9 protein-coding genes are annotated in these 15,994 nt (G+C 59.4%); all 9 read right to left on the bottom strand.

Going from position 1 to position 15,994, the window contains the following annotated elements; genetic code table 11:
* Positions 1-160 precede the first annotated feature (160 nt).
* Positions 161-892, bottom strand: coding sequence for a D/L-lactic acid transporter LarD (gene larD, locus GT571_RS08330; RefSeq protein WP_161156595.1), 732 nt, complete (start codon positions 890-892; stop codon positions 161-163).
* Between the two features lie 49 nt (positions 893-941).
* Positions 942-2,219 carry a nickel-dependent lactate racemase gene (gene larA, locus GT571_RS08325; protein ID WP_117647964.1) on the bottom strand — a complete coding sequence of 426 codons (1,278 nt, stop codon included), beginning with the start codon at positions 2,217-2,219 and terminating at the stop codon, positions 942-944.
* A 464-nt stretch (positions 2,220-2,683) separates the two neighbouring features.
* Positions 2,684-5,497 (bottom strand): phosphoenolpyruvate carboxylase, encoded by a 2,814-nt coding sequence (locus tag GT571_RS08320; RefSeq protein WP_422110314.1) that lies wholly within the window; start codon positions 5,495-5,497, stop codon positions 2,684-2,686.
* A 258-nt stretch (positions 5,498-5,755) separates the two neighbouring features.
* Positions 5,756-7,069, bottom strand: coding sequence for a histidine--tRNA ligase (gene hisS / locus GT571_RS08315; protein ID WP_161156591.1), 1,314 nt, complete (start codon positions 7,067-7,069; stop codon positions 5,756-5,758).
* A gap of 303 nt (positions 7,070-7,372) precedes the next feature.
* Positions 7,373-8,065, bottom strand: a complete 693-nt coding sequence (locus GT571_RS08310; protein WP_422110315.1) for an MFS transporter — start codon at positions 8,063-8,065, stop codon at positions 7,373-7,375.
* A gap of 191 nt (positions 8,066-8,256) precedes the next feature.
* On the bottom strand, positions 8,257-9,555 hold the full coding sequence (locus tag GT571_RS08305) for a M20 family metallopeptidase (RefSeq protein ID WP_192934680.1): 1,299 nt from the start codon (positions 9,553-9,555) through the stop codon (positions 8,257-8,259).
* A gap of 116 nt (positions 9,556-9,671) precedes the next feature.
* Entirely contained in the window at positions 9,672-10,655 is a 984-nt protein-coding gene (locus tag GT571_RS08300) for a DMT family transporter (RefSeq protein ID WP_161156587.1), read from the bottom strand.
* A 251-nt stretch (positions 10,656-10,906) separates the two neighbouring features.
* On the bottom strand, positions 10,907-13,096 hold the full coding sequence (locus GT571_RS08295; protein WP_161156585.1) for a YhgE/Pip domain-containing protein: 2,190 nt from the start codon (positions 13,094-13,096) through the stop codon (positions 10,907-10,909).
* Positions 13,097-15,862, bottom strand: a complete 2,766-nt coding sequence (locus GT571_RS08290; RefSeq protein ID WP_338400661.1) for a YhgE/Pip family protein — start codon at positions 15,860-15,862, stop codon at positions 13,097-13,099.
* Between the last annotated feature and the right edge of the window lie 132 nt (positions 15,863-15,994).

Genomic DNA, 15,994 nt, shown 5'->3' with positions numbered 1-15,994 from the left:
ACCCCGGAGGAGTTCCGGAGACAGTCCCTTGCGGCGTAGTTCTTATTTAAGCCGTCCAAGTTTTGGGGTGCAGTTCAGTGCGCAGCGGGGGTTCTTTCATGTCCGAGGACGCGCTGGGAAGTTACCCCATGCGGCCAGCGGACAACTATGTAGCCTTAGCCTAGAACATGCCCAAGAAACCGTGCACAAACAGCGCAGCCACGATAGCACCGACAAACGGAGCGATGCCAGGAACGAGCAGGCCATACATCCAGTTGTTGTCAGCCTTGTTCTTGATCGGCAGCACCTGATAGGCCATGCGAGGACCAAGGTCACGAGCCTGGTTCATGGCGAAGCCGGTGATGCCGCCCATGCCCATGCCAACAGCCCAAACGATCAGACCGACGCAGATAGCGAGCATCAGAACGTTCTCGCCGGCGCGGTTAGCGGCAGCAAGGATGGCGCTGATGAACACAAAGGTGCAGATAGCCTCGCAGAAGAAGTTACGGGCATAGTTCGTGCCCTCGGTGGTGGGGTTGGTCGAGAAGATATTGCGCTGGGCAATGGGATCGACGACACCATCGGAAGCCTTGAACTCATCGGCATACATAAGCCAAGCGATTACGGCGCCCACAAAGCCGCCGAGCATATCGGCAATCATGAAGGGGATGCAACTACTCCACGGCACCAGGCCGACGATGCACTGGGCAAGCACCATGGCGGGGTTCATGCACACGGCACCGCCAAAGACAAACAGGCAGACCGAGATGCCAAAAGACCAAGTGGTGATGGCAAACATGTGGCCGGAGCCCTGATACTTGGTGCCCTTGAGCACCGTATCGCAGTGCACGCCCACGCCAAAGATGATCATGAGGGCCGTTGCGCCGAATTCGCAGAGGAGTTTGGTAAGCATAAAACCTTATCTTTCTTGTCGGTTATAAACGATTCGTTTGGGCCACGCACTAGTGCTGCGCGACGACAACGCCCAGGCCATCGGGAATAACGGCAACCTTGGCATCGGCACCCTTCATCTCAAAGGCGAGCTTGAGTGCCTCCTCGATAGTGTTGACCGGCGTCATGTGCATATCCTTGAGCATCTGGTGATCGCACAGATCGGTGACCATGATCACGGGGTGATGCGCCAGGATGCGGGCAAAGATCTGGCTCGTCCACTGATCGGGCAGGGTCTCGTCCTTGGGACGATCGATGCAGGCGCGCTCAAACTCTGCCGGATCGTTGTCGGCGATGTTGTGATAGAAGCCCTCGCCGCCGTGACCGTCGGCACAACCGGCGACGTCGATGATCACACCGCCCTCGGGAAGCGTGGCCTCGGCAGCGCACATGCCCTTCACGGCCTGATAGATGTTCTGATCGAGAGGATAGCCACCGTTGGTGGTGATGGCGATCTCGCACTCGACGGGCTCAACGCCGGCAAGGCTCTTCACGAACTCGCAGCCGGCCTCGTGCGCCTTGTGGATGTCGCCGGCAAAGGAGCCGATGACCTCGTGCTTGCCGTTGAGCACCACGTTGAGCACAAAGGCAAGGTGAGCCATCTCGGCGGCGGCAAACATGTCCTCGCTCACGTGGTTGTGGCACAGGTTGCCGGCACGCGAGTGGGAATCATTCACAAACTGACCGTTGTGGTTGTACATGATGGTCTTGTAGCTGGCGATGCCAGGCAGGACGGACTTGCGGCTGCCAGAGAAACCGGCAAAGAAGTGCGGCTCAATGAAGCCCTCGGCAAGCAGCAGATCGCAATCGGCGGCAATCTTGTTGATGATGCACTCGCCGCCAGAAGGCAGGGTACCGATCTTTTTCATCATGCTGTCATCAGTCGCGACATGCATAACGATTTCCTCGTTGGCAACGATCTCCTCGCCGTACTTGTTGACGAGCTCCTCGTGCGTCGACGGACGATGCATGCCCGTAGCAACCAGAATGCGAACGCGCGCCTCAGGCGCAGCGGAGTGGATGTGATGCAGCAGAATAGGCATCGTCACACGCGAGGGAACGGGACGCGTATGGTCGGAGCTAATGATGACGATATCCTTCTTGCCAGCACAAAGCTCCTCGAGCGAAGGCGAGCCATAAGGGTTGGCAAGCGACTCCTCTACCAGCTCTTCCTGAGATTTTGTAGTCTTAAACTCGTTTTGATGACCTTCCATCACACCCGCGAAGTTCTTATCCTCGAGCTCCAGATGCAACGTCTTGTGGTCAAACGGCAGTTCACATTCAAACAATGATGAGCGCCCTCTTCCTTTCAACTGACACACTAGATAAACCGTTGGAAGGATACGCCGCTCACCGAAAAACACCACCGTCCACCGACTCATTAACACAACGTTCATATTTGACCCACAACAAAACGGCCGCGATCCCAAACGGGACCGCAGTCGCTACAGTCGTGAGGTGAGAATCGCCAAATGCATCTCAATCCCGATCGATAAGACGCGAGGCGCGAAGCGCCAAACGCGCCGCCGGGACAGACCCCATTCAAAAAGCGCGAAGCGCACTTTATTCTCATCAGCTCCAATCCCTGAAGACCGAGGACGAAGGGACCCGAAGGGTTTCCCTCTGAATGCATTCCGCAGCACGAAGCCCCCTTATCCGCAGCTCCGAAGGAGCAGGATAAGGGGGCTTCAAGTGCGAGGACGCATTCAGAGGGAAACCCTTCGGGTCCCGGTGAGAGCCACAGGGCTATTGATTACCCCGTGTTCTGCAGTCCTGCCGAAACGCCGGTCACAGTCGAAAGAATCAGGCTCATGTACTCGGCCTTCTTCTCCTCGGCCATCTCGTCCTGGTTCATACGCACCTCGCGAAGGGCGCGGACCTGGGCGATGGACAGGGCGTCGACGTAGGGGTTGCGCACGCGGACGGCGCAGCCGAGCACGCGGCGGCGCTGCAGCGGCCACTCGTCACCGACGATGGCAAGGACCCACTTACGCGTGAGCTGCATCTCGGTGAAGACCTTCTTGGACAGATCCTGGCGGTCGCCCAGGTGCAGATACATCTTGGCGATACGCTGGTCAGTCTTGGCGATCGACATCTCGATGTTGTCGATAAAGGTGCGGAAGAACGGCCACTCTTGGTAGGCAGCCTTAAGCTGGTCCAGATCGCCAAACTGCTCGCAGGCGGTACCCAGGCCGTACCAAGCGGCCAGATTGATGCGCGCCTGGCTCCAGCTAAAGATCCACGGAATGGTACGCAGGTCATCGAGCGACTTGGCGCCCAAGCCGCGCTTGGCGGGACGCGAGCCGATCGGCAGCAGACCGACCTCGGTCAGCGGCGTCACGGTCGAGAACCACGGTGTAAAGTCCTCGGTGTTCAGCAGGTCCAGATAGCGCTCGTGGCTTGCGGCGTTGAGCTTGTCGGCCATATCCCAGAACTTCTGCGTGGTCTCGGTGTTGATCTTCTCGACACTCGGGGCCGACTGCAAAAGCGTTGCGGCGGCAACGGACTCAACATGGCGCTGAGCCAGCGTGCGGTTGCCGTAACGGGCAAAGATGACCTCGCCCTGCTCGGTGAGCTTAAAGAAGCAGTTGACCGAACCCTTGGGCTGCGCCAGCACGGCCTTGTTGGCCGGGCCGCCGCCACGGCCCACGGCACCGCCGCGACCGTGCATGAGCACCAGGTCGATATCGTTCTTCTCGGCCCACTTGGCGATGCGCTCCTGCGCGGAGTGCAGCGCGAGCATGGCCGTGGTAGGACCGGCATCCTTGGAAGAGTCGGAGTAGCCCAGCATGACCTCCATGCGGCGGTTGGTCTGGGCAAGGCGCTTTTGCACCACGGGCAGCGTAAGCATCTGGTCGAGCACGTCGACGCAGCCCTCGAGGTCCTCAAGCTGCTCGAACAGCGGGATCACGTCGAGCTCGGGGACATCCTCTTCGTGTGCAAAAGACAGGTGGGCGAGCTCAAAGACGTCGGCCACATGCTGGGCGCTCTTGGTGAACGAGATGATGTAGCGGTGCGCCATCTTCTTGCCGTAGCGCTTTTGGATGGAACCGATGGCACGGAAGGTGTCGATGACCTCGCGCGTCATGGGCTGCAGGTCGCCGTGGATACCGTTCTCGTGGATATCCTTGAGGGCGCGGGCGTGCACCACGGAGTGCTGACGGAACTCCATCTCGACCATGTGGAAGCCGAAGGACTCGACCTGCCAGATGATGGTCTGGACCGGGCCGTAGGCAGCACGGACGGCACCGCAAGCGGCCAGCGAGCGCTGGACGACGCGCAGGTCCTCCAGGAACTCATCGGCGCTGTGGTACATGGTGTCGGTGATGCGACGCACGGTGGCGTTCAGACGGTCGGCCATGACGAGCATGACGGCGCGATGCGGCTCATGCTCGGAAATCAGCTCGGCGCGAGCCGTGTACTGGGTGCTCATCTCGACCTGATGGTTCCACAGGTTGATGAGCTCGGCAGACGGCTTGCTGTAGGTGGCCTCGAGCGTGAGGTTGCGGCCAATGCGGCGGCACTTGTCCTCGAGCTTGAGCACCATATGGGTGAAGTACTTGGCGGCGACCTCGCGGCTCACCTTGGCGGTAACGTTGGGGTTGCCGTCACGGTCGGAACCGATCCAGCTGCCGGGGTGGAAGAACGCCGGGCACAGCGGCGGCACGGTGCCGGCCTTGTCGCCCAGCACCCAGTCGTCAAAACGACGGTAGATGACGGGGATAACGTCGAACAGCGTGTTATCGAAGATGTCGATGATGGTATCGGCTTCCTCGACCGGCGTGGGCTTCTTCAACGCGATGGGGCTCGTACGTACCAGGGCGTCAATCTCCTGCAGCATATGGCGCTCGTTCTCCACCAGGTCGGAGCCGCCCAGACGCGGACGCTCCTCCAGCAGGTTGGAGATACGGCGAATCTTGCCCTCAACGGCCTTGCGACGGGCCTCGGTGGGATGCGCGGTAAAGACGGGATGGAACTCAAGCTTGCCGAGCAGCTCGTTGGCGCCCTCGGCGCCCAGCTCATTTACCAACTGGTGATAGGCGACGGTGAGTTCGTTGGCGGGATCGACCTCGGTATCGGTCGATGCGCCGGCCTCGCGCTCGCGCAGCTGCGCCACGCGGTAGTTCTCCTCCGACAGGTTTGCCAGATGGAAGAAGCTCGTAAAGGCGCGAACGATGACTTGCTGCTTATCGAGCGGCAAGCTGTCGATCAGATCGACGACTTCGCGAAACGCCACGGCGGTGGGTTCATCGGCGGTGGGCACGCCCTGCTCGTCGACGGCCTCGTCGGCAGCACGGCTGCCGGGGTTACCGGCATTGGCCACAATCTCGGCTGTCAAAATCTTGTCGAACAGGTCCGCGATCTCGGGATCATACTCGCTAAGCACGCGGCGCTCCAGGCGCAAGAACAGCGCCAGATTGTCGCGCAGCTCCTCGGGGATCTCGATCTCGGCGAGACGCTCCTTGGATTCGGCATTCGAGCCGATTCGGTTAACGAGGCGGTTGACCACGGCAGCGACGCGCGCCGCGGCTTCGGGTACAGACTGGTTGCTTAGGTTCTCAGCCACGTTTCCTCCCATTCCTCCTTCTATGCACGTAACATGCGGTATTCATTATAGGCACTTGGCAAAAACTTTCGACGCTGATTGCGCTTTACCACACAAAAGTATTTTCTGCATTGCAAGGCTTTTTGCCCCAAATGGTCGTATTTCTCGGTGGGCGGCATATGCAAACGGGGGCATTCCGCATAAATGCGAAACACCCCCGTAACAATCGCTCTCCATGAGCAGGGCACGCTAGCAGACCCGCAGCTCAAAAATCATGCGCTACAGGCGCTCGCGAACCGCCTCGACCACGTTGGCCAGATCGGCGAGAACCTCGTCATGGCTCTGCATGTCGCGTACCTTGACCTTGCCGGCGGCAAGCTCGTCGCCGCCCAGGACTAGGATGAGCTTAGCGCCCACCTTGTCGGCCTGCTTAAACTGAGCCTTGAGCGAACGACCCTGGTAGTCGGCCTCGGTCACGATACCTGCAGCGCGAAGCTCCTGCGTAATGGCGAAGACGTTCTGGCGCAAGTCCTTGCCGGCGTTGGCGACGTAGACACACGGGGCCTCATCGGCACCCAGGTCGCTGCCAAAGGCCTGCAGGGCCAGCAGGGCGCGCTCAAAACCGACGGCGAAGCCGACGCCGGCCGTAGGCTTGCCGCCCTCGAGCTCGACCAGGCCGTCGTAGCGACCGCCGCCACCGATGGAGCCGACACCGGCGCCGGGGGCCTCGACCTCAAAAACGGTGCGGGTGTAGTAGTCCAGACCGCGCACCAGGGTCGGATCCTCGACATACTCGATGCCGGCGGCATCCAGATAACGCTTGACCTGCTCGTAGTGCTCGCGGCACTCGTCGCACAGGTTGTCGCCCATCAGCGGAGCCTCGGCCATGATCTCGCGGCAATGGTCGTTCTTGCAGTCGAAGGCGCGCAGCGGATTGAGCTCGGCGCGCTCGCGGCACTCGTCGCACATCTCGTCGGCGTGGTCGAGAATGAACTGCTTGACCTGCTCGCGATAGGCCGGACGGCATTGGGCATCGCCCATCGAGTTAATGAGCAGACGGAGCTTGGAAAGATCGAAGCCCAGGCGCTTGTAGAACTCCATGAGCATAATGATGCACTCGGCGTCTGCCGCCGGATCGGGAGCGCCGAGCCACTCGATGCCCACCTGGTGGAACTGACGCAGGCGACCCTTCTGGGGACGCTCGCCACGGAACATGGCCTCGGCGTAATAAGCCTTAAACGGCGTGGAGCCCTGCGGCACCAGGTTGTTCTCCACGACGGCGCGCACCACGCCGGCCGTGCCCTCGGGACGAAGCGCCAAGCGCTGTTTGGGCTTGAGCTTGGTGTCGGTGCCCTCGGTAAAGACGCGCTCCAGGTTGGCGCCGCTAAACACGCGGAACATTTCCTTGCGCACGACGTCGGTCGACTGGCCGATGCCGTGGACAAAGACGTCCACCTGCTCGATCGCGGGCGTCTCGATGGGCTTAAAGCCAAACGGCTCGAATACGCCGGCCGCAATCTGCTGCATCTTTTGCCAAGCGCGCATCTCGGCGCCGATAAGGTCGCGGGTTCCCTCCGCCTTCTGTGCCTGCATGGGCAAACACCTTTCTTTTGTATCGCGTCATAGGTAGTGGTCATTATACGGCACAAACACAAACAGCGGCGGCGCGTCTGACCGAACGAGGGTATGGGGACTCGTTCGGCCAGACGCGCCGCCGCTGTTTGTGATCCCTTTTCCTCCGTCCCCTTCGGATCACGTGATCTGTTGGGGACGGAGGAAAAGGGATCGCCCTTTGGCCTGCGGCGACCTTGGAAACCGAATGATGGTACGAGCATCCATTCGGCTTCCAGGGCGGCCGCAGACAGAACGGGGCGAACAGAAAAGAGCGACGGACGTCTACTCCCCCGCCACGCTCGCGCGCAGCCTGGCGGCGATGGGCTCGGATGCCAGCAGGAACACGAGCATGACCACGGAGCACGCCAGGCACACAATCCAGGTGCTCGCAAAAGAGCCCGTGGCGTCGAACAGCACGCCCGACACGATGGCGCCCACGGTGCCGCCGACCATCTCGAGCGAGGTAATGGTGCCCGTGACCTTGCCGAGATCGGCCATGCCAAACTGCTTGGACGCGGCAATGGTAAGCGTGATGGTGCCCATGCACGTTCCGATACCAAAGCTCACAGCGGCCACAATAGGACCAAGGTCCGTCGTCGGGAAGCACAGCGCCACACAGGCGACAATACACGCAACGGAACCCAGCACGTTGCCAAAGCGCAAACCAAAGCGATCGTAGATGGCGCCGAGCGAAATCTTGGCGATAACGACGGTAACCATGTAGGCCGAAAGCACGGTACCTGCCCACATAGGGTCGTGGCCGCCCGTGACGATCTTGGCGCCGATGACGGTAACGCTCGTCATGTTGGTGACCTGGTTGGGCAAGATGGCGCCGTTAACGAGTCCCATAAAGAGGAAGGCGACGACAAGCAGCCAAAACGCCGGGCTCTTCTTGATGCGAGACCAACCAACGTTAACCTCGGGAGCAGTGTGCTCGTCCTTGTCGCCAGCCGTCGAGACGGACGGATCGCCCAGGTTCTCGCCGAGCGGTTTAAGGCCGATCTCGGAAGGCTTGGTGCGGAAGGAATAGTCATGCAGTTAACGAAAATCGTGTAGCACGTGGCCATGATGACAAAGCCGGAGACCACCACGAGCCAGCCAGGGAAGAACTTACGCTGCTGGGACATACTGCTCCCTTTTAAACAAACGAGTAGCAAGATTGGGTGCTACCGGTGGTCGGCGATGTAGCCCAAAGCGACGGCGGCATAAGCCGCGGCGCCAAGGGGAAGCTCGGCATCGCTAAAACGTGCCTTGGGATGATGCTGAGCAAAATGCTCGTCCGTATCAGTCACGGCAGCGCCCACGGTAAAGTACGCACTCGGGATCTCGCTCGAAATCAACGCGAAGTCCTCGCTCGCCATGGCGTGGAACAGCGGCAGGAAGGTGGCCTTGGGCAGCGTCGCACCCACATAACCAAGCGAAGCCTGGGTCATATCGTCATCGAGTACCAGCGGCGGAACATCCGAGAGCGTCTCGATAGTCGCCGGCGTACGATAGGTCGTGGCAACGCCGTTGACGACCTCCGCGATGCGGGTCTTGAGGTGCTCCATGAGCTCGACGTCGAAGCCGCGCAGCGTGCCTTCGAGCACACAAGTGTCGGGGATGACATTTGCGGCCTGACCGCCGGCAAACTTACCAACGGTCAGTGCGACCTCCTTGGCCGCCGGCACTTCGCGAGCGATGAGCTCCTGAAGCGCCAGGTGCACATGCACGCCGGCCGTGATGGGGTCGATGCAGATCTCGGGGCTCGAGCCATGGCCACCCTTGCCCTGCAGCGTGATGCGGAAACCGTACACGCCCGAGAGTGCCGGGCTCCCATAGAGCACCAGGCCAAGCGGCGACTGGCTGTTGACATGCATGGCAAAAGCCGCCTGAGGACGCGGGTTCTGCAGCAGACCGTCGGCGATGGCGGCGCGGGCACCCTCAAAGGTTTCCTCGCCCGGCTGGAACAGCAACTTGACCGTAGCGTTGGCATCAACAAGCTCTGCCTCGCGCGCTTTGAGCATACGAGCCGCACCAAGCAGCGCCGTCGCGTGCATATCGTGTCCGCATGCGTGCATGCAGCCATTGATAGAGGCAAACGGCTCTCCCGACTCCTCGGCAACAGGCAGGGCATCCATATCGCCACGGAGCATGATGACCGTGCCGGCCTGATCGTCCGCGCACGTACCGTTACCCCGAGCAGCAGCTGCCGCGCCGGCACCGATAAGGCCAACGACACAGGAGCCGTCAACAAGCACGGCATAGGGAATATCCATCTCGTCCAGACGTGCCTGGATAAAGGCGGACGTCTGCGGAAGGTTGTTACCGAGCTCAGGCGTTTGATGGAGATCGTGTCGCCACGCAGCGAGCTCGTCTGCAAAAGCCTGAGCTTCTGTGACCAGGCCATTGCCGATAGCGGCCTGCGCCACCGTAGTGGTCTGAGGCGCTGGTTGCGGTTGAAGATCGGACAGAGCTGGTGCCATAAATGCCCTCCAGTAACGTTTTTGCAGCAAGCACTTTGATAGCGTAAAGTGCAAGGTACAACTTTAAGGGCGACGCATAAAAAATGCCGCCCCGGGAGGGCGGCGCAACAAGTTGTTTACAATTGCGGGCGCGGCTTTTTGCGCAAAAAATCGAAGTGAGTCTCGCTCAAGATAATCGACAGGAAGATAAGCACGAAGCCGGCGAGCAGGCGCGAGGTGAGCGCCTCCCCCATCAGCAGCACCGAAAACAACACGCCCGAAGGCGACTCCATCGAAAGGAGCAGCGAGCCCGTCGAGGCTGGGACATGCGCCAGGCCGACGTTTTGGATGAGCAGGGCCACGCACGTGCAGCCCACCGAGAGAAACGCCATCACACCGATAAAGTTCGGCGTCCACACGGACAGAGGCGCCTGGGTCTCGAATAGCAGCGACGAGACCAGGCTCAGCACGCCGTTGCCCACAAACATCCAAAACGTGATAACGTTGATGTCCATTTTGCGACCGTACTTGGCGGTCACCGCCATCTGGATGGCGAAGAAGACCGCGCCTGCCAGCGTAATGACGTCACCGATGTTGAACTCGACGCTATCGAGCGCCACCAAGCCAATGCCCGCCAAGCACAGCAGTGCCGCGCCCAGGTTATAGCGGGTGAGTTTTTCTCCGCTCAGAAAATAGCTCGCGAACGGCACGAAGATGCAATACGTGCCCGTCAAAAAAGCATTCTTGCCCGCCGTAGTATGTGCCAGACCGACCGTCTGCAACGCATAGGCCGCCCACATGAGCACGCCCATACTCAGGCCAACGATCAGATTGCGAGCATTGAAATGTGCGGTGATGCGCTTGTGGAAGACGGCAAACATGACCAACGCTGCAGGCAGAAAGCGTACATAGAGCAGCTCGAACACCGGAATGGTGCCGAGTGCGTCCTTCATAGTGGTAAAGGAGTAGCCCCAGATGACCGCCACTGAAAGTAGCAAAACTTTCCAGAACAGCGGAGAGCGTGCGCCGGCGCCCCTGGGAATACCGCCCGCGCCCAAATCCTCACGGGCCACAGGGCTATCGGGCATGTTTTCGATTTCGTTGGCAGCGTATTGGGCCATGGAACATCCTCACACTCAATCTGGGCGTGGTGTCCGCACGCGTATGGCTGCGTGCCGCCTCATGGTCAAATAAAAACGGGGCGCACCGGACCCCCGGCGCCCCCCGCTACTGTAGCAACAACCAAGCAGCCCACGCAATTCACCGCACTAAAGCGTCGGTACAGAAAACCTCGATGTTCCGGCAACGTCAGATTGCCGCTTAGGGGCGTTTGCAGCGTCGAGCCGTTACGCGGTTTGGTAAAACCGCGTAACTAAATAAGTTTAGTACTCTCCAGCTTTTCGATAATCCAGTCGTTGGCTTTGATGACCGGACGGCGGAAGACGACGCCCAGGGCCAGTGACGGAATCAGATAGCTCGCCAAAATGCCCAGCTCAACCCAGTACTCCATATGGTAGGCGCCAGCCATGGCGGCATGCATGGCGTTGATGCCGTGGGTGAACGGCAGGAACGGATAGATTGCCTGGAACACGGGGCCGGTCATCTCGATGGGGAACGTGCCGCCCGAACCACCGACCTGCATGACCAACAGCACGACAGCGAGCGCCTTGCCGATATCGCCAAACGACACCGTAAGCGTGTAGACGATATTGGAGAACACGAGGCTCGCGACCCAGCCCGCCAACACAAACTGCAGCGGGTTATCGCACTGGATGCCAAAGAACAGGATGTCGCCCGCGCACACGAGCGTTGCCTGCAGCAGGGCCAGACCGCCAAAGAACAGGTAACGGCCCAGATAGATCTCGTGCAGGCGCACAGGGATAAGCTCGTTGACGAGCTCATCGTCAACCGAGACCTTCATCATGGCCGCCAGTACGATCGAGCCGACCCAGAGCGACAGAATCGTGTAGAACGGTGCCATGGCAGAGCCGTAATTGCGAATCGGATAGACCGGCTTGCGGTCGAGCGCGACGGGGCCGGAAAGCGACACGGCCAAACCCTCGGGATCGTTGCCGATCATCGTCTTGATCGTGGCCAAATCGTCCGACATAAGGGCACCGTCGAGCTCGTCCTTGAAAGCGCTAATCTTGTCCGACGCCTCACCCAGCTGGTCAGAAGCCTTGTTGACGAGCTTTGCGGCTTTGGAGAGGCCCTTCGCCAGCGAACCGGATGCGTCGGTCAGGCCGTCTACGGCGCTATCCAGATCGCTCGAAATACCATTCAGTGAATCCAGAACCCCCGAGACGGTCTTCTTGAGCTCCTTGGCCTTAACCGAAAACGTAGAGTCGTAGTCAGTCTTGGCGCCCGAGATACCAGCCTTGGCATCGGCGATGGCCTGATCGACCTCGGCACGCGACTTATTAACCTCTGCCATGCTGTCAGAGAGAGACTTCGCGGTGGCCGTCAAGTCCTTGGCGTTGTTGCGATACTCCACAGCAATCCTGCTCAGCGATGTTGCCACAGACTTGAGGCTGTCCTGGAGTTTTTCGTCAGTCACCTGATCGGCAAAGCTGCGGAGCTGGTCGGCCGTGGCGTCGATATCGTCGGCACGCGTGTTGAGCGCCGCCGCGGCATCGTTGAGCTGGGACACTGTAAGGTCGACATGTTGATTCGCGGCATCAAATGCCTTCGCAAGCTCGGCGGACACGTTGTCAAACGAGCCCGCGCTTCCGTCAATCGCGGCATTGATGGCGTCGTTGGCGTCCTTCAGCGCTTCCTTGGAATCGCTAATACCGCTCTTGACATGCTCCATCAGCTGCTTCGTTGACTCATCGACCGTGCCCGTCTGCTTGAGCATGCCGCTCGCCGACGTCAGCGAATCGGACGTGGAGCTCAAAATGCCCGCCAGCGACGAAGCATTTGCCCGAACGTCTCGCAGGTCCTCAATCGAATCGCCGAGCGTCGAGGACAGGTTGGCGATAAAGTTACCCACCTGGTCGGTGCTCATGTAATCGAGCAGGCTGGACACCGTCTTAAGACCGATCGTCGTAATGGTCTCGGTAAAAGTTTTGTTAACCTGGCTCTGGACGGCGCTCGAACCCTTCTCGGTCACGATCTGCGCAATGGCGTTGGCCTTCTGATTCTCGTAGAACTCGATATCGGCATGCTTCACGTCGGTCGAGAAAAGCGTCATCATGTCAGCGCTAAACGTTTTGGGGATAACGACGGCAGCATAGTACGCGCCCGACTTAACGCCCTCGATAGCCTTTTCGCGATTGTTGAGCACAACCCAATCGAAGCTCTCGTTGCCGCGTAGGGTGGCGGTCACGTTTTCGCCCACGTTAACCTCGACGGGGATCAAATCGCTCTCGTAACCCTCATCGGTGTTGACCACGGCGATCTTAAGATTGCCGGTGTTGCCGTACGGATCCCAGCTGCCGGCGATGTTAAACCACGCGTACAGACACGGTACGATAATGAGGCCCATCACGACAACCAAGCCGATCACGGAGCGAGACACGTTTTGGACATCGCGCTTAAACAGATGCAGGATGTTCTTCATTTATGCCTCACCTCCTTTGGAGTGCTTGCCAAGCGCGGTGGTATCTCCATCATTTGTGGCTGTGCTGTCGCTGCCCTGAGATTTATGGTGCGAGCCGATATGCGGCAAGCGGCCCGTGGACTGATCGCCGCCCTTGGCACCACGCTCGCTGGCGTTGAGGCCAAACATGTGGCGGGCGGCAGGAATGGCGGCCGTGTGTTCGCGCATCTCGCGACGCAGGTCCTCATCCGAAAGCGCCGAGATGCGCATCTGGGTATTGAGGCTCGCTCGGATATATTCGATATTGATAAGCCAGCCGCAGATGGCAATAACCGAGATGATCCAAATGACAAGCAGGATGATCTTGCCGTTATTGTCGATATCGAGAACCGTCGACAGGACAAAGAGCAGGACCTGAACGCCCACCACGGCGGCAAAACCGCCCTTGATGTAGTACGGGTAGCGATGTTCAAAGGCGACCGCATGATCGAGCAGTTCGCGACGGTACGAATCGGAATCGAGCATGACGCGCATGGCCGTGCGCAGCGAGTAGCGCTGGCGCGGCAGGTCGTTGGACTCGCAAATCATCATACCGGTCGTGGAGAGCTGTTTATCAAAGAGCAGGTTAAGGTTGAGCAGCAGCGGACGCAGCTGCAGGCCGATAAAGAGCGCCACGATCAAGAACACGCCCAGAATGCACAGGTTAAACAGGTAGTTGAACGAATACATGCCGCCGACCGTCTCGCGCAGCAGATTGATGCCGTAGGTAAAGGGCAGCAGCGGGTGCAGCCACTGGAAGAAGCCGGGCATCATCTCGATGGGGTACATGCCCGACGAACCCGGGATCTGCACGATGACGAGAATGACGCCGATAGCCTTGCCGATATGCTTAAACGTGGTGGACAGCGCATAGATGATATTGACGTAGGTGAACGAAATGGCGATGCCGCCCAGCACGAACAGCAGCGGGCTGACGCACTGCACGCCAATCACCAGATCGCCTACCGTAACGATGATGGCCTGCAACGCGCCCAGGATCACCATGAGCAACCAGCGGCCAAAGTAGCCTTGGCGCGCCGTAAAGCTGCCAACACCTTCACGGTCGACCTCGAGCTTGTAAATGGCGATGAGCACATAGCCGCCCACCCAAAGCGCCAGATTGGTGTAGAAGGGAGCGATGCCCGAGCCAAAGCTCTTGACCGGATAGATTGGCTTGGACGTCAACTCAACCGGAGACGCCATGAAATCTGCCACGTCATTGACATCGACGCCCATCAGATCGGCCAGCTCGCCCATGGACTCGGAGGTCTGCAGCGCCGCGATGTCATTGGCGGCGGTTGCAAGCTTGTCCTGGACCTTGGCAAGCGAGGAATCGGTCTGGGACAGCGTGGTCTTGGCCTGGCCGAGTGTAGCGCTAAGCTGCGCCAACGTGCCGCGCGCATTTGCAAGTGTAGGTGTCATACCCGAGACGATACCGGTCAGGTCGCCCGAAACGGCAGCAAAAGAGTCGAGCGCGCTCGAGGCCTTCGGCAGCGCGTTTTGGCCCAAGTCCGTCTGGGCTTGGCCAAGGTTGGTCGCACCGGTATGAATTGCGTTATTGATAGCGTCACTGGCACCCGAAACAGCCGCTGCGTCATTCGCCATGGCGCTCGACTGCGCGGACAGACCGTCCTTGATGCTCTGAAGCTTTTCATTCTGCTCTCGAAGCAAATCGATGGTCGATACAATGCGCGCGTCAATTTCCTCGGAACCTGTCGACGTGTCATTGGCGAGAATCTCCAAGTGCCCGATAACGGCCTTATTGTGGTCGATCGTCGCTTGAAGAGACTCGAGCGAGTTGTCGATACGGGTGGTCGTAGATGTGACCGCGCCCGTCAGCTTGCCGATGGCAGCGTTCGCAGAGGCCGACGTCTTGGTGAGCGCAAGGCTGCCTTCCGAGAGCGCCTTGGAGAGCGAGGTGATGGAGTTGCCCGCCGTGGTGCGAGCTTCGCTCAGCAGATCGTTGCCCTGGGAGATCGCCTGCGTCAGCGACGGTGCCTGGCCTTGCAAGCCGGCAAGTGCCGCATCAGCCGAGGCGATAGCGCCACTCGTCTTATCGATGGCGGCATTCATATCGCCAATCGAATCGCGCACCTCGCCCAAGGTGTCGGACGCCTCGGACACCGAACTTGCCAGCGAGTCCTGAGTCTGGGTTGCCTTGTCCTTTAAATCGACACCGGCATCCTTGGCGATACCGGCAACAGTCTTGCCTACCGTAGAGACAAATTCCGAGTTGATCTGCTCCTCGATGGTGTTTGCACCGGTATCGGTAACCTTGGGCGCAATGGCGCTCTTCTTCTCATTGACGTAGTACGTGAGCTTGGGCTGATGGTAGTTGCCGTCGAGCATCGAAACCAGGTTATCCGAGAAGTTCTTGGGAATCACGATAGCGGCATAGTACTCGCCGCTCTCGACGCCCTCCTTGGCATCGGCCGTCGAGTCGACGAACGTCCAGCCCAGCTGATCGTTCTCCTTGAGCTGATCGACGACCTGATCGCCCGCGTTGAGCTCGCCCACCAGGTCGTTTTGGGTGCCCCGATCGTTGTTGGCGATGGCAATCTTGATGCCCTGGGTGTTTCCGTACGGATCCCAGTTGGCCACGATGTTGTACCAGGCATACAGCGAGGGAATAACGCACACGCCAAGGGTAACCACCAAGGCGACGGGGTTCACAAGCAGTCGCTTAATGTCGCGCTTAAATATCGCAAAGGAGACCTTTGCATTGGATAGTTTGCTGCCGAGACTCACGCTTGGACCATCCATCCTGTCGTTGAATCGAATCGTACTATCGATAACCATTGTACGTAAGCGCTTTAGCGTCTCAGAGCACAATGGTATTGAGTTTTGCGGGTAGCAATATACTACGAAGACGAATTAACG

Origin of the sequence: Collinsella aerofaciens (assembly GCF_009876115.1) — a bacterium.
GTDB lineage: Bacteria > Actinomycetota > Coriobacteriia > Coriobacteriales > Coriobacteriaceae > Collinsella > Collinsella aerofaciens_N.
The sequence above is the reverse complement of the archived record's forward strand: the minus strand, read 5'-3'. Positions and strand labels throughout refer to the sequence as shown.